The organism is Mycobacterium sp. SMC-4, assembly GCF_050205565.1.
GTDB lineage: Bacteria > Actinomycetota > Actinomycetes > Mycobacteriales > Mycobacteriaceae > Mycobacterium.
Window position 1 is genome coordinate 148,391 of the sequence record NZ_JBNMQU010000003.1, and the last position, 18,910, is coordinate 167,300.

15 protein-coding genes are annotated in these 18,910 nt (G+C 68.0%); 11 read left to right on the forward strand and 4 right to left on the reverse strand.

The features are described from left to right. Positions 1 to 144: 144 nt before the first annotated feature. The 3 genes from sucC (at position 145) to ACQI46_RS07510 (ending at position 3,912) form a co-directional block, all read left to right on the forward strand. Positions 145 to 1,308, forward strand: coding sequence for an ADP-forming succinate--CoA ligase subunit beta (sucC, locus tag ACQI46_RS07500; RefSeq protein ID WP_427093342.1), 1,164 nt, complete (start codon positions 145 to 147; stop codon positions 1,306 to 1,308). 13 nt (positions 1,309 to 1,321) lie between these two features. Next, positions 1,322 to 2,224, forward strand: coding sequence for a succinate--CoA ligase subunit alpha (sucD, locus tag ACQI46_RS07505; protein ID WP_427093343.1), 903 nt, complete (start codon positions 1,322 to 1,324; stop codon positions 2,222 to 2,224). A 158-nt stretch (positions 2,225 to 2,382) separates the two neighbouring features. After that, positions 2,383 to 3,912, forward strand: coding sequence for an acetyl-CoA acetyltransferase (locus ACQI46_RS07510; RefSeq protein WP_427093344.1), 1,530 nt, complete (start codon positions 2,383 to 2,385; stop codon positions 3,910 to 3,912). A 267-nt stretch (positions 3,913 to 4,179) separates the two neighbouring features. Here the strand turns inward: ACQI46_RS07510 and ACQI46_RS07515 are convergent, their stop codons facing one another. Continuing rightward, complete coding sequence (locus ACQI46_RS07515) at positions 4,180 to 5,028, reverse strand: LLM class F420-dependent oxidoreductase (protein WP_427093345.1); 849 nt, start codon at positions 5,026 to 5,028, stop codon at positions 4,180 to 4,182. Positions 5,029 to 5,143: 115 nt separating this feature from the next. Here ACQI46_RS07515 and sfnG point away from each other — a divergent pair, with 115 nt between their 5' ends. The 8 genes from sfnG (at position 5,144) to ACQI46_RS07555 (ending at position 15,528) form a co-directional block, all read left to right on the forward strand. Beyond that, the gene (gene sfnG, locus ACQI46_RS07520) at positions 5,144 to 6,274 is read left to right on the forward strand and encodes a dimethylsulfone monooxygenase SfnG (RefSeq protein WP_427093346.1); all 1,131 of its coding nucleotides are present in this window, start codon (positions 5,144 to 5,146) and stop codon (positions 6,272 to 6,274) included. 141 nt (positions 6,275 to 6,415) lie between these two features. Continuing rightward, positions 6,416 to 7,312: a DUF5336 domain-containing protein gene (locus ACQI46_RS07525; RefSeq protein WP_427093347.1), complete on the forward strand. Its 897-nt coding sequence runs from the start codon at positions 6,416 to 6,418 to the stop codon at positions 7,310 to 7,312. Between the two features lie 60 nt (positions 7,313 to 7,372). Further along, positions 7,373 to 8,761, forward strand: a complete 1,389-nt coding sequence (locus ACQI46_RS07530) for a DUF6350 family protein (RefSeq protein WP_427093348.1) — start codon at positions 7,373 to 7,375, stop codon at positions 8,759 to 8,761. Positions 8,762 to 8,781: 20 nt separating this feature from the next. After that, complete coding sequence (gene purN, locus ACQI46_RS07535; RefSeq protein WP_427093349.1) at positions 8,782 to 9,411, forward strand: phosphoribosylglycinamide formyltransferase; 630 nt, start codon at positions 8,782 to 8,784, stop codon at positions 9,409 to 9,411. Next, a complete protein-coding gene (purH, locus tag ACQI46_RS07540; protein ID WP_427093350.1) occupies positions 9,408 to 10,982 on the forward strand; it encodes a bifunctional phosphoribosylaminoimidazolecarboxamide formyltransferase/IMP cyclohydrolase in 1,575 nt (524 codons plus the stop codon). Before purN ends, purH begins: the two co-directional genes overlap by 4 nt. Before the next feature lie 161 nt (positions 10,983 to 11,143). Beyond that, positions 11,144 to 12,061 (forward strand): DUF559 domain-containing protein, encoded by a 918-nt coding sequence (locus ACQI46_RS07545; RefSeq protein ID WP_427093351.1) that lies wholly within the window; start codon positions 11,144 to 11,146, stop codon positions 12,059 to 12,061. 109 nt (positions 12,062 to 12,170) lie between these two features. Then, a complete protein-coding gene (locus tag ACQI46_RS07550) occupies positions 12,171 to 13,562 on the forward strand; it encodes a sigma 54-interacting transcriptional regulator (protein ID WP_427093352.1) in 1,392 nt (463 codons plus the stop codon). Then, complete coding sequence (locus tag ACQI46_RS07555; RefSeq protein WP_427093353.1) at positions 13,555 to 15,528, forward strand: vWA domain-containing protein; 1,974 nt, start codon at positions 13,555 to 13,557, stop codon at positions 15,526 to 15,528. The genes ACQI46_RS07550 and ACQI46_RS07555 overlap by 8 nt, the downstream gene beginning before the upstream one ends. Before the next feature lie 13 nt (positions 15,529 to 15,541). Here ACQI46_RS07555 and ACQI46_RS07560 read toward each other — a convergent pair whose 3' ends face one another. From ACQI46_RS07560 to ACQI46_RS07570, 3 genes are all read right to left on the reverse strand, one after another. Next, entirely contained in the window at positions 15,542 to 16,120 is a 579-nt protein-coding gene (locus ACQI46_RS07560) for a DUF1707 SHOCT-like domain-containing protein (protein ID WP_427093354.1), read from the reverse strand. A 212-nt stretch (positions 16,121 to 16,332) separates the two neighbouring features. Continuing rightward, positions 16,333 to 17,493, reverse strand: a complete 1,161-nt coding sequence (locus ACQI46_RS07565; RefSeq protein WP_427093355.1) for an acyl-CoA dehydrogenase family protein — start codon at positions 17,491 to 17,493, stop codon at positions 16,333 to 16,335. Beyond that, entirely contained in the window at positions 17,490 to 18,692 is a 1,203-nt protein-coding gene (locus ACQI46_RS07570; protein ID WP_427093356.1) for an acyl-CoA dehydrogenase family protein, read from the reverse strand. The genes ACQI46_RS07565 and ACQI46_RS07570 overlap by 4 nt, the downstream gene beginning before the upstream one ends. Positions 18,693 to 18,910 lie beyond the last annotated feature (218 nt).

Genomic DNA, 18,910 nt, shown 5'->3' on the forward strand with positions numbered 1-18,910 from the left:
TTGAATCACCACCGCACCTGCGGTGAGATCGACCACATGAACGGTGGGCGGTAACAAGCACCGCCACCCGGGTGGATACAGTTCCCCACGAGCCCGTCGGGCCGCAAGTTTCTAGCCGCAGACAGACAGAATGTTTCGGAGTCCATGGACCTCTTCGAGTATCAGGCGAAAGAACTCTTCGCCAAGCACAACGTACCCACCACTCCCGGCCGGGTGACTGACACGGCCGAGGACGCCAAGGCGATCGCCGAGGAAATCGGCAAGCCGGTCATGGTCAAGGCGCAGGTCAAGGTCGGTGGCCGCGGCAAGGCCGGTGGCGTGAAGTATGCCGCCACTCCCGACGACGCGTTCACGCACGCGTCGAACATCCTCGGCCTGGACATCAAGGGCCACGTCGTCAAGAAGCTCCTGGTCGCCGAAGCCAGCGACATCGCCGAGGAGTACTACATCTCCTTCCTGCTCGATCGCGCCAACCGCACCTACCTGGCCATGTGCTCGGTCGAGGGCGGCATGGAGATCGAAGAGGTCGCCGCCACCAAGCCCGATCGGCTGGCCAAGGTGCCCGTCGACGCCACCAAGGGCGTCGACGAGGCCTTCGCGCGCGAGATCGCCGAGAAGGGCCACCTGCCGGCCGAGGTGCTCGACGCCGCCGCGGTGACCATCGCCAAGCTGTGGGAGGTCTTCGTCAAGGAAGACGCCACGCTGGTCGAGGTCAACCCGCTCGTGCGTACGCCGGACGACCAGATCCTCGCCCTCGACGGCAAGGTCACCCTCGATGCGAACGCCGACTTCCGCCAGGAGGGTCACGCCGAGTTCGAGGACAAGGACGCGACCGATCCCTTGGAGCTCAAGGCCAAGGAGAACGACCTGAACTACGTCAAGCTCGACGGTCAGGTCGGCATCATCGGCAACGGCGCCGGTCTGGTCATGTCGACCCTGGACGTGGTCGCCTACGCCGGTGAGAAGCACGGTGGGGTCAAGCCCGCCAACTTCCTCGACATCGGCGGTGGCGCCTCGGCCGAGGTGATGGCCGCGGGCCTGGACGTCATCCTCAACGACGATCAGGTCAAGAGCGTGTTCGTCAACGTGTTCGGCGGCATCACCGCGTGTGACGCGGTGGCCAACGGCATCGTCAGCGCGCTGAAGATCCTGGGCGACGAGGCCAACAAGCCGCTGGTCGTGCGGCTCGACGGCAACAACGTCGACGAAGGCCGACGGATTCTCGCCGAGGCCAACCATCCGCTGGTCATCCAGGCCGACACCATGGACTCCGGTGCCGACAAGGCCGCCGAGTTGGCGAACAAGTAAGGGACTTCAGCCAATGTCGATTTTTCTGAACAAGGACAGCAAGGTCATCGTCCAGGGCATCACCGGCGGCGAGGGCACCAAGCACACCAAGCTGATGCTCAAGGCCGGCACCCAGATCGTGGGCGGCGTGAACGCTCGCAAGGCCGGCACCAAGGTGGCGCACCAGGACAAAGACGGCAACGACGTCGAGATCCCCGTGTTCGGTTCCGTCGCCGAGGCGATGAAGGAGACCGGCGCGGACGTCTCGATCGCATTCGTGCCGCCGAAGTTCGCCAAGGACGCGATCATCGAGGCCATCGACGCCGAGATCCCGCTGCTGGTGGTCATCACCGAGGGCATCCCCGTGCAGGACACGGCCTACGCATGGGCCTACAACGTGTCCAAGGGTGAGAAGACCCGCATCATCGGGCCCAACTGCCCGGGCATCATCACCCCCGGTGAGTCGCTGGTGGGCATCACGCCCAACAACATCACCGGCAAGGGCCCGATCGGGCTGGTGTCGAAGTCGGGCACGTTGACCTACCAGATGATGTACGAGCTGCGTGACCTCGGCTTCTCCACCGCGATCGGCATCGGTGGCGACCCGGTCATCGGCACCACGCACATCGACGCCATCGAGGCGTTCGAGAAGGATCCCGAGACCAAGGTCATCGTGATGATCGGCGAGATCGGCGGCGACGCCGAGGAGCGTGCGGCCGACTACATCAAGGCCAACGTCAGCAAGCCCGTCGTCGGCTATGTCGCGGGCTTCACCGCCCCGGAGGGCAAGACGATGGGCCACGCCGGCGCCATCGTGAGTGGCTCGTCGGGCACCGCGGCAGCCAAGCAGGAAGCTCTCGAGGCCGCCGGGGTCAAGGTCGGCAAGACGCCGTCGGAGACCGCCCGCCTGGCCCGCGAGATCTTCGAGAGCCTGTAAGGGGTCACCGACCCTCGCGAGCAGACACAAAATCGCCCTCAGACCTACGGTTTGGGGGCGATTTTGCGTCTGCTCGGCACTCAGACCCGGCCACCCAGTTCCGTTGGCGGCGACGCGCTCCATTAGCGTGGCGAAACAACGCTGCCAGGAGGTTGGTCATGGTCGATCCGCGCACACCGGTCATCGTCGGCGTCGGGCAGTTCACCGAACGCATCGACGACGACGGCTACCGCGGCATGTCGGCAGTCGACCTCGCCACCGAGGCGACCCGGGCTGCGCTGGCCGACACGGGTGCCGACGTCTCTGCCGTCGCGCGTGCCATCGAAGTGTTCGCCGGCCTGCGTCAGTTCGAGATCTGCACCCCGTTCGCTGACCCGCCGCTGGGCGCATCGGACAACTATCTGCGGTCAGTGGCGCAGCGCGTCGGCGCTGACCCGGCCCGCGCGGTTCTCGAGCCGATCGGCGGCAACGGCCCGCAGAAGCTGACGACGGAGTTCGCCGGCCTGATCGCCGCCGGCGACATCGAGGTGGCGCTGATCGTCGGGTCCGAAAATGGCTCGACCCTCAAGTACTTCTCCGAGAAATCCGACAAGCCCGACCACACCGAACACGTCGGCGGGCAACTCGAGGACCGCGGATACGGCTTCGAGCAGTACATGAGCGACTACACCGTCGCGCACGGCCTGACCGGCGCGCCGGTCCAGTACGCCCTGCTCGACAACGCGCGGCGCGCCGCGTTGGGCCTCGGCGTCGCGGAATACCGCCGCGAGATGGCCGAGTTGTTCGCTCCGTTCTCGGCGGTGGCGGCGAAGAACCCGTACTCGTCGTCCCCTGTGGAGCGGTCGGTCGATGAGATCGTCACGGTCACCGACCAGAATCGGATGATCTGCGATCCGTATCCGCGTCTGCTCGTCGCCCGCGACACCGTGAACCAAGGCGCGGCCGCGATCGTCATGTCAGTGGACGCGGCGCGGCGCCTCGGGGTCCCCGAGGAGAAGTGGGTGTACCTGCGCGGGCACGCCGACCAGACCGAGCAGGCCTTGCTGGACCGCGAACGCCTCGGTGCCAGCATCTCTGCGAAACAGGCTGTGGCAGAAGCGCTCCGGGTGGCCGGCATCGGCATCGACGCTGTTTCGACGTTCGACCTGTACAGCTGCTTTCCGTTCCCGGTGTTCGCCGTGTGCGACGAATTCGGCTTGGCCGCAGACGATTCCCGCGGTCTCACGTTGACCGGCGGCCTGCCGTACTTCGGCGGCCCCGGCAACAGTTACTCACTGCACGCGATCGCCGAGACCGTCGCCGAGATGCGCGCCAACCCCGGTGCGTTCGGACTCGTCGGCGCCAATGGCGGTGTGATGAGCAAGTATTCGGTCGGCGTGTACTCGACCGAGCCTGCCGACTGGAGCGCCGACCAGAGCAAGGCGCTGCAAGCCGATATCGCCGCGCTGCCGAAGGTGCCCGCCACGCGGCATCCCGACGGGTCGGGGACGATCGAAACCTATTCGGTGCGCTACGACTGGCCGGTCCGCACCGGCATCATCATCGGCAGACTCGACGCCGACGGTTCCCGGTTCATGGCGATGACCGAGGATGCTGAGCTGCTGGCTCTGATGACCGACGGCGATCCGCTGGGCGCCGCCATCACCGTGACGCCCGACGGGGAGGTCAACCGCGCGGTGCTGCGATAGTCAGAAGAGGGCTCGTGTTCGCGAGAGTGCGCTCACGGTCGTGAAAGCGGTGCCATCGCGACCGTGGGTGCACTTTCGTGGTGGTCTGCCGCGGTTCCTCGCCAGAAGTGGATCCGGAAGTGCCCACTACGAGCGAATTTGTCGGGGAGTCTGTAGGTGCGCTGTGCAGACGCCGACTTTGTCGCTCGCCGTGGGCAGCTCCGAAGCCGCCTCTCGTGGCAACGGGAAAGTCCACGCCCGGCGCGCACCGCCTGCAGTGCGCGTCGGCTACACCAGCGCGCTGAGCTTGCCGGCCAGGCGTTCGACGTATGCGGCGACCTCGGAGTCGGACCTGTCAGGCAGTCCGAACAGCACTTCGGTGACACCGATTTCGCGCCAGTGGGCCAGCTTGTCGGCATCGGGTTTGAAGTCCAATGCCACGATCTGTGGCGCCCCGTCGCGACCCGCGGCCGCCCAGGTGTCCTGCAGCAGTTTGACCGGCTCGTCGATGACGAATTCGCGCGGCGTGGTGATCCAGCCGTCGGCGGAGCGCGCGATCCACTTGAAGTTCTTCTCGTTGCCCGCGGCGCCGACGAGCACGGGAATGTGCGACTGCACCGGCTTGGGCCACGCCCAGGACGGCCCGAACGACACGAACTCGCCCTCGTACTCAGCTTCCTCCTGGGTCCACAGCGCGCGCATCGCCTCCAGATACTCGCGCAACATGGTCCTGCGTCGGCCCGGCGGAACCTTGTGGTCGGCCAATTCATCGGTGTTCCAACCAAATCCGACACCCAACGAGACCCGGCCACCGGACAGGTGGTCCAGCGTGGCGATCGACTTGGCCAACGTGATCGGGTCGTGCTCGACCGGCAGTGCCACAGCCGTCGACAGCCGGACGCGCGACGTCACCGCCGCGGCGGTGCCCAGCGACACCCACGGGTCCAGCGTGCGCATGTAGCGGTCGTCGGGCAGCGTCTCGTCACCGGTGGTGGGGTGCGCGGCCTGACGCTTGATCGGGATGTGGGTGTGCTCGGGAACGTAGAACGTCGTGAAGCCGTGATCGTCGGCCAACTTGGCGGCCGCCGCCGGTGTGATTCCGCGGTCTGAAGTGAACAGCACCAACCCGTAGTCCATAGCTGAATTAGAACGTGTTTCAATCCGCCACCGCAAGGGTGGCCGCCCTGCCGGAGTTTCGGTCACGACGAGCGTTACCCGCGACGCAGCAGTGCCGAGTTGCTGTCATGACGCCATGTCCACCGAACACATCGCCGAACACGTCAAGTTCGCGTACTGGGTTCCCAACGTCAGCGGCGGCCTGGTCACCAGCGACATCGAGCAGCGCACCGACTGGAACTACGAGTACAACGTCAAACTCGCGCAGACCGCCGAGAACAACGGGTTCGAGTACGCGTTGAGCCAGGTCCGGTACGAGGCCAGCTACGGCGCCGAGTACCAGCATGAGTCCACCAGCTTCAGCCTGGCGCTGCTGCTGGCCACGCAGCGGCTGAAGGTCATCGCCGCCGTTCATCCCGGATTGTGGCAGCCGGGAGTGCTCGCCAAACTCGGCGCCACCGCCGACCAGCTCTCCGGTGGACGGTTCGCCGTCAACGTCGTCAGCGGCTGGTTCAAAGACGAATTCACCCACCTGGGCGAACCGTGGCTCGAACACGACGAGCGTTACCGCCGCAGCGCCGAGTTCCTGCAAGTCCTGCGCAAGATCTGGACCGAGGACGACGTGGATTTCCGCGGCGACTTCTACCGCATCCACGACTTCACCCTCAAACCCAAGCCGCTGAACACCGCACAGCGCCCCAACCCGGAGCTCTTCCAAGGCGGCAACTCCACCGCCGCACGACGCAACGGCGGGCGCTACGCCGACTGGTACTTCTCCAACGGCAAGGACTTCGAGGGCATCACCGAACAGATCGTCGACGTGCGTACCCACGCCCGAGAGGCCGGGCGGGAGGTCAAGTTCGGCCTCAACGGCTTCATCATCGCCAGGGACACAGAAAAAGAGGCGAAGGAAACGCTCCGCGAGATCATCGCCAAGGCGAACCGGCCGGCCGTCGAGGGGTTCCGGACCGCCGTCCAACAGGCCGGTAACGCCACCGCCGACGGAAAGGGAATGTGGGCCGACTCGACCTTCGAGGATCTCATCCAGTACAACGACGGCTTCCGGACCCGACTGATCGGGACACCCGAGCAGATCGCCGAGCGCATCGCCGCGTACCGCAAACGCGGCGTCGACCTGATCCTCGGCGGATTTCTGCACTTCCAGGAGGAAATCGAATACTTCGGAGCCCGGGTGCTGCCGTTGGTCCGCGAAATCGAGGAGGCGGAAAAGGACGCCGTGGACGCACCGGCGTTGGCAGGGGTGTGAGCGTTCGGCCTGCCCCGACGCGTGACCGGACGTCCGTCGGGTGCGCTAGCGTGGTTCATCGAACCAGAGGCGGTTCCTCGCGGATCGCAGTCGACTACGTCGTTGAACCCGATGCGGCGCCCGCACAGCACAGGAGAGGTCATGTCGTTTCCACAAGGCCCGCCCGGAGGCCCCGGCTACCCGCCCGCCCAGCAGCCCACCACTCAGTTCACCGCCCCGACTCAGCAGTTCGCCAAAGTGCCCGATCAGGACTTCGGCGCGCCCGCGGGTACCCCTGCGGCCAGCAAGCTGCCGCTGTACCTGACCGCCGCGGTCGCAGTGCTCGGCCTGCTCGTGTACCTGTCGAGCTTCGCGCCGCAGTTCACGATGTCGGCGTCGGACTTCCCGATGCTCGGCGAGATCAGCGGCAGCTCGATCGGACTGGCACTGGCCGTCATCGCGTCGCTGGTCGCCGCGCTGCTGGCCGGGATCAGCCTGCTGCCCAAGCAGCGCAGTTTCGTCAACATCGCCGCGGTCGCGGCGGTGCTGAGCTTCCTGCTCGTGGTTGCCGAGGTGGTCAACAAACCCGGTAACGCGACGGTGGACTGGGGCCTCTACCTGGTCATCGCGTTCACGCTGCTGCAGGCAGCCGTCGCAGTGGTGACGCTGCTGTTCGAGTCCGGGATCATCAAGGCCCCGGTTCCGCGTCCCAAGTACGACCAGAACCAGTCGTACGGTCAGTACCCGGGCTCGTACTACGGGCAGCCTCCGGGCCAGCCGCAACACCAGCAGCAGCGGCCGGGCTACCCGACTCCGTACGGCGGCAGCGGCGGCTACCCGAGCACCGGCCAGTCGACCGGAGGCTTCCCCGCGTCGCCGCAGGGACAGTCGCAGCAGGGACAGTCGGCGCAGGGGCAGTCGTCCTCGGGGCAGCAGCCGTCCGGACCGCCGACCCCGCCGACCGGCTTCCCGACCTACGGTCAGCCGCCGTCGGGCAGCAACCCCGGCACGCAACACCCGCCGTCGTCATCCTCGCAGTCGGGTCAGTCCTCGTCGTAGTCTGAGCCGCGCGTGCGCGAAGGTCGCGCCACCGAGCGTGTGCGAGGAGCGGCTCTGCCTGTGAACGGTCCACCAGTCGGGACGCGCCAGGCGCGTGATCTGGTCCGGGTGGCGTTCGGGCCTGCGGTGGTCGCGTTGGTCGTCATCGCCGCGGTGGTGCTGCTGCAGCTGCTGATCGCCAACAGCGACATGACCGGTGCGTTGGGCGCGATCGCCAGCATGTGGCTGGGGGTGCACCAGGTCCCTGTGTCGATCGCCGGCAGCGCGCTCGGCGTGATGCCGCTGCTTCCGGTGCTGGCCATGATCTACGGCACCGCGCGCACCACCGCGGCGGCGACCGTCAGCTCCTCGTGGTTCGTCACGCGCTGGGTGGTGGCCTCCGCCCTGGGTGGTCCGCTGCTGATCGCGGCCATCTGTCTGGCGGTCATCCACGACGCCGCGTCGGTGTTGACCGACCTGCAGACCCCCGACGCGCTGCGGGCCTTCGGCGGGGTGTTCGTCGTCCACGCGATCGGGGTGGCGGTCGGTGTGGGCTCGCGGCACGGTCGACGGCTGCTGGACGCCACGCCGCTGCCGGCCTGGACACCGGACGCGGTGCGCGCCGCGGCGGCCGGGGTCCTGGCCCTGTTGGGCCTGTCCGGCGCGGTCGTCGCCGGCTCGCTGGTCGTGCACTGGTCGACCATGCACGAGCTGTTCTCGATCACCGACTCGGCGTTCGGCCAGTTCAGCCTGACGGTGTTGAGCGTGCTCTACATACCGAACGTGATGGTCGGGGCCGCGGCGGTCGCTGTGGGCTCCAGCGCCCACGTCGGACTGGCCACCTTCAGCTCGTTCACTGTCTTCGGTGGCGAGGTGCCCGCGCTTCCGGTGCTGGCCGCCGCACCGACGCCGCCGCTGGGACCGGTGTGGGTGGCGTTGCTGATCGTCGCGGCGGTTGCGGGGGTGGCGCTGGGCCAGCAGTGCGCGCGCCGGGCGCTCCCGCCACTGCAAGCCACCGCGAAGCTGGTGCTCGCCGCGGCTCTCGCGGCGCTGACGATGGCGCTGCTGGGCCTCGCCGCGGGCGGCGAGCTCGGCAACTTCGGCGACGTGGGTGTCGACCAGGCCACGTTCGGCCCCGCGGTGTTCTTGTGGTTCGCCGGCATCGGCGGCCTGACGGTGGCGATGTCGGGCGGTCTGCAACCGCGGGTGCGACCCGCGCGCGTCACCGCCGAGGCCGAACCGGATGACCAGGACCTCGTCGACGTCGACGACACCGGCGAGGCCGACACCGAGATCATCGACGTCGACCCAGTCACCGCCCCGGTTGATGTCGACCCCGATCCCGAGCCCGCCCCCGACGAGCCGGAGGCAGCCCCTGCCGACCCCGTCGACTTCGACCCGGAGGAGCACTTCGTCGTCGACGAGGGCGGCGACGATCCTCCCGGCAACCGCGCACGCGGCACCGAGTGAGGACACATTAGGCTTCTCGCGTGCAGCCCGACGTGAGAGTGCCCCCGAGCGCGCCGGCACGGTTGGTCGTACTGGCGTCCGGGACCGGCTCGCTTCTCGCATCGCTGCTGCAGGCAGCCGTCGGTGACTACCCCGCGCGCGTGGTCGCCGTCGGGGCCGACCGGGTGTGCCCGGCATTGGACATCGCCGCCGCGGCATCGATCCCAACGTTCACCGTGCGCGTCGGCGACTATCCCGACCGGGCAGCGTGGGACGCCGCGATCGCCGATGCCGCCGCTGCGCATCAACCCGACCTGGTGGTGTCGGCGGGGTTCATGAAAATACTTGGCGCGGCGTTTCTTTCCCGGTTCCCGGGCCGCGTCGTCAACACCCATCCGGCGTTGCTGCCCGCATTCCCCGGCGCGCACGCCGTCGCCGACGCCCTGGCTTATGGCGTCCGCGTCACCGGTTGCACCGTGCACCTGGTCGACGGCGGCACCGACACCGGTCCCATCCTCGCCCAGCAGTCCGTGCCGGTGCTCGACGGCGACGACGAGGCCACCCTGCACGAACGAATCAAGGTGATCGAGCGAGAGCTCCTCGTGGATGTCCTGGCGGCGCTGGCTACCCGCGGCGTGACCTGGACGGGAAGAAAGGCGACCATAGGATGACCGCGACAGAAGGGCGCCGGCAGATCCGTCGAGCGCTGATCAGCGTCTACGACAAGACCGGTCTGGTGCCGCTGGCGCAAGGCCTGCACGAGGCCGGTGTGGCGATCGTGTCGACCGGGTCGACCGCGAAAACCATTGCCGCAGCCGGTGTTCCGGTGACCCCCGTGGAAGACGTCACCGGGTTCCCGGAGGTGCTCGACGGGCGGGTCAAGACGCTGCACCCGCGGGTGCACGCCGGCCTGCTGGCCGATCAGCGCAAGCCCGAGCACGTGTCCGCACTGTCCGAGCTCGGTGTCGAGGCGTTCGAACTGGTTGTGGTGAACCTTTATCCGTTCACTCAGACCGTCAACTCCGGCGCCGACGTCGACGAGTGCGTCGAACAGATCGACATCGGCGGGCCGTCGATGGTGCGCGCGGCCGCCAAGAACCACCCGAGCGTGGCAGTCGTGGTCGATCCGCTCGGCTACGACGGTGTGCTCGCCGCGGTGCGAGCCGGCGGTTTCACGCTGTCCGAGCGAAAGAAGCTGGCGGCGTTGGCGTTCCGGCACACCGCCGAGTACGACGTGGCGGTCGCGTCCTGGATGGGGTCGGTGCTGGCCCCGGAGGAAACCGACGGACCGCAGCTGCCGCCGTGGTTCGGTGCGACGTTCCGGCGGGCCGCGGTGCTGCGCTACGGCGAGAATCCACATCAGGGTGCGGCGCTCTACAGCGACGAGGGCGGCTGGCCGGGCCTGGCGCAGGCCGAGCAACTGCACGGCAAGGAGATGTCGTACAACAACTACACCGACGCCGACGCCGCGTGGCGCGCGGCGTTCGACCAGGACGACATCTGTGTGGCGATCATCAAGCACGCCAACCCCTGTGGCATCGCGGTGTCGTCGGTGTCGGTGGCCGACGCGCATCGCAAGGCCCACGAGTGTGACCCACTGTCGGCGTTCGGCGGAGTGATCGCGGCGAACACCACGGTCAGTGTCGAGATGGCCGAGACGGTGGCCGACATCTTCACCGAGGTGATCGTGGCACCGGCCTACGAGCCCGGCGCGGTGGAGGTGCTGACCCGCAAGAAGAACATCCGCGTGCTGGTCGCGTCCGAGCCGCCGCGCGGGGGCACCGAGTTCCGTCAGGTCAGCGGTGGCCTGCTGGTGCAGCAGCGTGACGCACTCGACGCCGCCGGCGACGACCCGAACAACTGGACGCTGGCCACCGGCAGCCCGGCCGATCCGCAGACGCTGGCCGACCTGGCGTTCGCGTGGCGTTCGTGCCGCGCCGTGAAGTCCAACGCGATCGTCGTGGCCAAGGACGGCGCGACCGTCGGCGTCGGTATGGGGCAGGTCAACCGGGTCGACGCGGCCCGGCTGGCAGTCGAGCGGGCCGGTGATCGCACCGTCGACGCCGTCGCGGCCTCGGATGCGTTCTTCCCGTTCCCGGACGGTCTGGAGACCCTCACGCGGGCCGGTGTGAAAGCCATCGTGCATCCCGGCGGCTCGGTGCGCGACGACGAGGTCACCGCAGCCGCCGAAGCAGCGGGCATCACGCTCTATCTCACGGGCGCGCGGCACTTCGCGCACTGAGTGCGGGCTTGGTGCACGCGCGGCAGCTTCGAACACTGAGTGTTGGGTTCGTGCACGCTTGAACGCAGCGGGCGTGCGCTAACCCAACGTTCGACGGCGTCATCCACAGCCTGGTCGACTGGAAGCAGTCAATTGTCTGCCAGCGGTGTCACTGTCCCGGCATGGGGAGTAACTGGCCGTTCCTCGGGACCGAACGCAGTGCAGAGCTGAGCCGACGCGCGCTCCGCAACCGCCATCAGCGTGTGTACCGCAACGTCTACCTACCGCGGGACGTGGCCGTGACTCCGGTCACCCGCGCAGCTGCCGCATGGCTGTGGTCGGGCCGCGCAGCGACGGTGGCCGGTTTGTCGGCGTCCGCACTGCACGGCGCACGCTGGATCGACGGCAACGCGCCGGCGGAGTTGATTCGCCGGCAAGCCGCCGCGGTCAACGGCATCGTCATCCACCGAGACACCTTGGCCGACGACGAAGTGTGCACGGTCCGGGGAATCCCGGTGACGACTCCGGTGCGCACGGCGTTCGACCTGGGAAGGTGGAATCCGCTCGTCGACGCGGTGATACGTGTCGACGCGCTCGCGAATGCCACCCGCATCACCTCTGCCGATGTCGAGCCGCTGGTGGACAGGCATCGCGGGGAGCGCGGACTTGTCGGCCTTCGCACCGTGCTCGATTCGATGGACAGCGGTGCTGAGTCTCCGCAGGAGACCAGGACGCGGTTGCTGCTGCTCGCCGCCGGGTTCCCACGTCCCCGCACGCAGGTCCTGGTGTGCGACGAACACGGGTACTTCATCGGCCGCCTCGACATGGGTTGGCAGCGTTGGAAGGTCGGCATCGAGTACGACGGTCCGCAGCATTGGACCGATCCCGCGGTACGGGCCCGCGATATCGACCGGTCCGCCGAGCTGCAGGAGCAAGGCTGGACGATCATCCGGGTCAGTCGAGACATACTCAAATACCGATCCGAGGTGTTCCTGGCGCGGGTGCGAGACGCTCTGCGCGCTGCCGGATGGGCCGACTACGAGCGGATCAGCCTCGATGCTGGACTCGCCGAGTGGACTGGCCGTCCAGTGTTGGATTGAGGCCCGCTTCACGGACACGACCGTGCCGTAGCCCCACGTTCGCGGTGGGTGAATGTGCAAAAACGCGAGCGAGCGGTCCAGAACTGGCGAGGCGTCGTAGCGTGGAGTGGTGACTTCACCTAACGACCTGCCCCGGACCGTCGGCGAGCTGCGGGCTTCGGGACATCAGGAACGCAGCGTCAAGGCCGAGATCCGCGAGAATCTGCTGACGGCGTTGCGCTCGGGTGCGGACGCCGAGCAGCTGTGGCCCGGCATCCTCGGCTTCGAGGAGACCGTCATTCCCCAGCTCGAACGCGCACTGATCGCCGGACACGACATCGTGCTGCTGGGCGAGCGCGGACAGGGCAAGACCCGACTCCTGCGCGCCCTGACCGGACTGCTCGACGAGTGGACTCCGGTGATCGAGGGCTCCGAGCTGGGCGAGCACCCGTACAGCCCCATCACCCCGGAGTCGATCCGGCAGGCCGCCGACTCCGGCGACGACCTGAAGATCGCGTGGCGGCACCGCAGCGAGCGCTACACCGAAAAGCTGGCCACCCCCGACACCAGCGTCGCGGACCTCGTCGGCGACATCGACCCGATCAAGGTGGCCGAGGGTCGCAGCCTCGGCGATCCCGAGACGATCGCCTACGGCCTGATCCCGCGCGCGCACCGCGGCATCGTCGCGGTCAACGAGCTGCCCGACCTCGCCGAGCGCATCCAGGTCGCGATGCTCAACGTGATGGAGGAGCGCGACATCCAGGTCCGCGGCTACACCCTGCGGTTACCGCTGGATGTGCTGGTGGTCGCCAGCGCCAACCCGGAGGACTACACGAACCGCGGACGGATCATCACCCCGCTGAAGGACCGCTTCGGCGCGGAGATCCGCACCCACTATCCGCTCGAGCTCGACGCCGAGGTCGGCGTCATCCAGCAGGAGGCCCACCTGGCCGCCGAGGTGCCCGTTTACCTGCTGCAGGTGCTCGCGCGCTTCGCACGCAGCCTGCGCGAGTCCACCTCGATCGACCAGCGCTCCGGGGTCTCGGCCCGCTTCGCCATCGCTGCGGCCGAGACCGTCGCCGCCTCTGCCCAACACCGGGCCGCGATCCTCGGTGAGGACGAACCGGTGGCCCGCGTCGTGGACCTGGCCACGGTGATCGACGTGCTGCGCGGGAAGTTGGAGTTCGAGTCCGGCGAGGAAGGCCGCGAGCAGGCGGTGCTGGAACACCTGCTGCGCCGTGCCACCGCCGAGACGGCGCAACGCCTGCTCGGCGGTATCGACGTCGGCCCGATCGTCACCGCGGTGGAGAACGGCTCGCCGGTCACCACCGGCGAGCGGGTGTCGGCGCGCGACGTGCTCGCCGCGCTACCGGAGGTGCCGGCCGTCGCCGAGATCCAGCGTCGCCTCGATGCGAGTTCGGAGGGGCAGCGCGCCGCGGCTGTGGAGTTGGCCCTCGAAGCGCTGTACCTGGCCAAGCGCATCGACAAGGTGACGGGGGAGGGTGAGACGGTCTATGGCTAAGAAAGCGCGGTATTCGCGCTACACCGGTGGGCCTGATCCGTTGGCGCCACCGGTGGATCTGCGCGAAGCGCTGGAAGCCATCGGCCAGGACGTCATGGAGGGCACGTCACCGCGGCGTGCGCTCTCAGAGCTGTTGCGGCGCGGATCGAAGAGCATGCGCGGTGCGGACAGGCTGGCCGCCGAAGCGAACCGCCGCCGTCGAGAACTGTTGCAGCGCAACAACCTCGACGGCACGCTCGCCGACATCAAGAAGCTGCTCGACGAAGCGGTGCTGGCCGAGCGCAAGGAACTGGCGCGGGCCCTCGACGACGACGCGCGCTTCGGCGAACTGCAACTCGACTCGTTGTCGCCGTCGCCGGCCAAGGCCGTCCAGGAACTCTCCGAGTACCAGTGGCGCTCCCCGGAAGCCCAGCAGAAGTACGAGCAGATCAAGGACCTGATGGGCCGCGAGATGCTCGATCAACGCTTCGCCGGGATGAAGGAGGCGTTGGAGAACGCCACCGACGAGGACCGGCAGCGCGTCAACGACATGCTCGACGACCTCAACGACCTGCTGGACAAGCACGCCCAGGGCCAGGACACCCAGCAGGATTTCGAGAACTTCATGGCCAAGCACGGCGAGTTCTTCCCGGAGAATCCGCGCGACATCGACGAGCTGCTGGACTCGTTGGCCAAGCGCGCCGCCGCCGCCCAGCGCTTCCGCAACAGCCTGTCCGAGCAGCAGCGCGCCGAGCTGGACGCGCTGGCCCAGCAGGCGTTCGGTTCGCCGTCGCTGATGAACGCGCTGAACCGGCTCGACTCGCACCTGCAGGCCGCCCGCCCGGGGGAGGACTGGACCGGCTCGGAACGGTTCTCCGGTGACGACCCCCTCGGCATGGGTGAGGGCGCGCAGGCGCTGTCCGACATCGCCGAACTCGAAGAGCTCGCCGAGCAGCTGTCCCAGAGCTATGCCGGCGCGAGCATGGACGACGTCGACCTGGACATGCTGGCCCGCCAGCTCGGTGACGAGGCCGCGGTGGATGCGCGCACCCTGGCCGAACTGGAACGCGCCCTGATGAACGAGGGATTCCTCGACCGGGGCGCCGACGGTCAATGGCGGTTGTCGCCCAAGGCCATGCGTCAGCTTGGTCAGGCGGTGTTACGGGATGTCGCGCAGCAACTCTCGGGCCGGCACGGCGAGCGCGACACGCGCCGCGCCGGTGCGGCCGGGGAGCTCACCGGAGCGACGCGGCCGTGGCAGTTCGGCGACACCGAACCGTGGAGCGTCACCCGCACGCTGACCAACGCGGTGCTGCGGGAAGCCGGCACCGGTCAGGCCACGCCGCCGCTGAAGATCACCGTCGACGACGTCGAGATCAACGAAACGGAGACGCGCACCCAGGCGGCGGTGGCGCTGCTGGTCGACACGTCGTTCTCGATGGTGATGGAGAACCGGTGGCTGCCGATGAAGCGGACCGCTCTGGCGCTGAGTCACCTGGTGAGCACCCGGTTCCGCTCCGACGACCTGCAGATCGTGGCCTTCGGCCGCTACGCGCGCACGGTCACGCCCGCCGAGTTGACGGGTCTGGAGGGCGTCTACGAGCAGGGCACCAACCTGCATCACGCGTTGGCGCTGGCCTCCCGGCACCTGCGCCGCCACCCGAACGCGCAGCCGGTCGTGCTGATCGTCACCGACGGTGAGCCGACGGCCCATCTGGAGGACTTCGATCGCGACGGGCGTTCTGCTGTTTTCTTCGACTACCCGCCGCATCCGCGCACCATCGCCCACACCGTCCGCGGTTTCGACGAGATCTCCCGCTTGGGGGCGCAGGTGACCATTTTCCGACTCGGTAGCGACCCGGGCCTGGCTCGGTTCATCGATCAGGTTGCGCGACGGGTCGGCGGCCGGGTGGTCGTGCCCGATCTGGACGGGCTGGGCGCAGCGGTCGTCGGCGATTACCTCGGCGCCAAGCGGCGCCGTCGCTGACCGCCGCCGGGAACTAGGAGCCTTTGCGTTTCTTGCGCTTGACTTTGACACTGCCCCACAGTGCGAGGCCGGAGACGCGCACGCAGGGCGCGCCGGGGGAGCCGTTGCCGTCGACGTGGTGGTCGAAATTCCCCATCACGGCGCGACCCCGGACGTCGGTGTTGACCTCCGGCGGGATCAGGATGGTCTGCCCGCCCATGATGGAGTAGGCCCGGATCTCGACGTCGTGGGCGGTGAAGTCGGCGTAGCGCAGATCGACGATGCCGCCCCCGAACAGTGCGAAGGTGGTCAGTTTCTGGGGGACGTTCCATCGGCCGCGGCGCTCGAATCCGCTCATGATCGCCAGCAGGACACTGGACGGTGCGGGTCGACCGGGGCCGCCGCGACCCCGCGTCACCGCCCCGGGTAGGTCGGCGGAGAGCCGGTCGAGTTCGTCCTGGGTCTCGGCGGCGTAGGCCCTGGTCAGCCGATCTTCGTACTCGGAGACGCCGAGCTTGCCGGACGCCGCTGCGTCGGTGAGCAGCTGGGCGACCTGGATCCGATCTGTGTCGGCGGCACGCATCGACCCGTTCCTCGAGGCGGGCGTGCTCATGGTGACCCTTTCCTCATCGACCGTTCCTCGCGCCGGTGATCGCCTTGGGCACACGCGGCATACATCGCCTACGAGCCTACGACGTACGCCAATTCATGCAAGAGGGTTGATCAAACTGTAAGCGCGCAGACCACCCCCGGTTCGGGACCGTTTCCGATCCGAGCAAACCGGTCGACTCCAGCGTCAATTTCGGTGCGGTGCGGTCGAAGTCGTCAGTACGACCGCGGCAGGCCGAGTGACGTCTGGGCGACGAAGTTCAGGATCATCTCCCGGCTCACCGGAGCGATGCGGGCCAGCCGGGACGCAGTGAGCACCGAGGCGATGCCGTACTCCTTGGTCAGCCCGTTGCCGCCCAGGCACTGCACGGCCTGGTCGACCGCGCGCACCGACGCCTCACCGGCGGCGTACTTGGCCATGTTCGCCGCTTCCGCCGCGCCGGCGTCGTCGCCGCTGTCGTACAACGCCGCAGCCTTCTGCATCATCAGCTTGGCCAACTCGATCTCGATGTGGTTCTGCGCCAACGGATGTGACAGACCCTGGTGCGCACCGATCGGCGTCTTCCACACCTGGCGGGTCTTGACGTAGTCGACGGCTTTGCCGATGGCGAAGCGGCCCATGCCGACCGCGCTGGCTGCGCCCATGATGCGTTCGGGGTTCAGCCCGGCGAACAACTGCGCGATCGCGGCGTCCTCCGAGCCGACCAGGGCGTCACCCGGCAGTCGCACCTCGTCGAGGAACAGCTGGAACTGCGATTCCGGGCTCAGGATCTCCATGTCGATCTTGGTCCAGCTCATGCCCTTGGCGTCGGTCGGCACGATGAACAACGCCGGCTTCAGGTTCCCGGTTTTGCGTTCTTCGGTCCGGCCGACGACGAGCACCGCCTGGGCTTGGTCGACACCGGAGATGTAGACCTTCTGGCCGGACAGGATCCAGTCGTCGCCGTCGCGGCGCGCCGTGGTGGTGATCCGGTGGGAGTTCGAGCCGGCGTCGGGTTCGGTGATCGCGAACGCCATGATGATGGACCCGTCGGCGATGCCGGGCAGCCAGCGTTGTTTCTGCTCGTCGGTCCCGAATTTGGCGATGATGGTGCCGTTGATCGCAGGGGAGACCACCATCATCAGCAAGGCCGAACCGGCCGCGGACAACTCCTCCATCACCAGGCTCAGTTCGTACATGCCCGCACCGCCGCCGCCGTACTGCTCCGGCAGGTTCACTCCGATGAACCCGAGTTTGCCTGCCGCCGACCAGAGTTCGTCGGTGTGCTGCCCGGCGCGCGCCTTGTCCAGGTAGTAGTCCTGTCCGTAGTCGGCGGCCATGGCTGCCACTGCGGCGCGCAGTGCCTGCTGCTCTTCGGTTTCGACGAAGCCGCTCATGACTGGTACCCCAGGGTCTTCGCGGCCAGAGAGGTCAGGATCTCGGTGGTTCCTCCACCGATGCCGAGGATGCGCATGTCGCGATACTGCCGTTCCACCTCTGTGCCGGTCATGTAACCCATCCCGCCGAACAGCTGCACCGCGCGATCGGCCACCCACTCGCCGGCTTCGACCGCGGTGTTCTTGGCGAAGCACACCGCCGTGATCAGGTCGGTCTCACCTCGCCCCGATGTCGCCGCCTGCGCGGCTCCGGCGAGTTGTCGTTCGACCACCTGCCGGGTGTACACCCGGGCGACGTCGATGCGGCGCGCCATCTCGGCCAGCGTGTTCTGCACCGATTGACGCGCGATCAGCGGCGCACCGAAGGTCTCGCGGCTGCGGCACCAGTCGACGGTCAGGTCCAGACACCTCTGCGCGCTCGAATAGGCCTGCGCGGCAAGGCCGGCGCGTTCGCTGACGAATGCCGCGGCGATCTGCAGGAAGCCGGTGTTCTCGACGCCGACGAGATTTTCCGCCGGCACGCGGACATCGGTGTAGGACAGTTCCGCGGTGTCGGAACTGCGCCATCCCATCTTGTCCAGCCGACGGGTCACCTCGAACCCGGCGGTGTCCTTGTCGACGACCAGAAGGGAGACTCCGGCCGCGCCCGGTCCGCCGGTGCGCACCGCGGTGACGACGTAGTCGGCGCGCACCCCGGACGTGATGTAGGTCTTGGCCCCGTTGACGACGTAGCAGGCGCCCTCGCCGGTGGATCCGCCGGTCGGGTCCACCCGTGCGCGGGTGCGCAGATGCCCGACATCGGAGCCGCCGCCGGGTTCGGTGATGGCCAGTGCGCCGATCTTCTCGCCGCGCAGAGTGGGGCGCACATAGGTGTCGATCAGGTGCGCATCGCCCGAGGCGATCATGTGCGGAACGGCGATCCCGCACGTGAACAGCGATGCGTAAACCCCGGCGGGACAACCGCTGTGGTGCATCTCCTCGCAGATCACGACAGCGTCGGCGGCATCCCCGCCGTCCCCGCCGACGGCTTCGGCGAACCCGGCGCCCAGCAGTCCGGCCTCGGCGGCCTTACGGTGCAGATCGCGGGGAAGTTCCCCGATGCGCTCCCACTCGTCGGCGTAGGGCAGTACCTCTCGTTCGGCGAACGTGCGGACTGTCTTCCGCAGCTGTTCGCGTTCCGGGGTGGTCCACATGCTCATGTCAACAGCTCTTCTCTCACACCGCGCTCCCGTCTCAGGCCTCACCCAACCAGTCGGTAGATTACCGGGGACCGTCGGTACCGACTGAGGGTTTCGACCAGACCAGGCAAACGGCGGCCGACCGGAGTTTGGAGCCCGCCACCCGCAGCCGCTATTCTGGTCAGCAATTGCCGGCGCCCGGTAGTCCAGGCTCGCGGGCAGTGCCCCTGCCGGATAAC

Coding starts and splice junctions, on each gene's coding strand:
- sucC (WP_427093342.1), top strand. CDS start 145: ATGGACCTCTTCGAGTATCAGGCGAAAGAACTCTTCGCCAAGCACAAC.
- sucD (WP_427093343.1), top strand. CDS start 1,322: ATGTCGATTTTTCTGAACAAGGACAGCAAGGTCATCGTCCAGGGCATC.
- ACQI46_RS07510 (WP_427093344.1), top strand. CDS start 2,383: ATGGTCGATCCGCGCACACCGGTCATCGTCGGCGTCGGGCAGTTCACC.
- ACQI46_RS07515 (WP_427093345.1), bottom strand. CDS start 5,028: ATGGACTACGGGTTGGTGCTGTTCACTTCAGACCGCGGAATCACACCG.
- sfnG (WP_427093346.1), top strand. CDS start 5,144: ATGTCCACCGAACACATCGCCGAACACGTCAAGTTCGCGTACTGGGTT.
- ACQI46_RS07525 (WP_427093347.1), top strand. CDS start 6,416: ATGTCGTTTCCACAAGGCCCGCCCGGAGGCCCCGGCTACCCGCCCGCC.
- purH (WP_427093350.1), top strand. CDS start 9,408: ATGACCGCGACAGAAGGGCGCCGGCAGATCCGTCGAGCGCTGATCAGC.
- ACQI46_RS07545 (WP_427093351.1), top strand. CDS start 11,144: ATGGGGAGTAACTGGCCGTTCCTCGGGACCGAACGCAGTGCAGAGCTG.
- ACQI46_RS07555 (WP_427093353.1), top strand. CDS start 13,555: ATGGCTAAGAAAGCGCGGTATTCGCGCTACACCGGTGGGCCTGATCCG.
- ACQI46_RS07560 (WP_427093354.1), bottom strand. CDS start 16,120: ATGAGCACGCCCGCCTCGAGGAACGGGTCGATGCGTGCCGCCGACACA.
- ACQI46_RS07565 (WP_427093355.1), bottom strand. CDS start 17,493: ATGAGCGGCTTCGTCGAAACCGAAGAGCAGCAGGCACTGCGCGCCGCA.
- ACQI46_RS07570 (WP_427093356.1), bottom strand. CDS start 18,692: ATGAGCATGTGGACCACCCCGGAACGCGAACAGCTGCGGAAGACAGTC.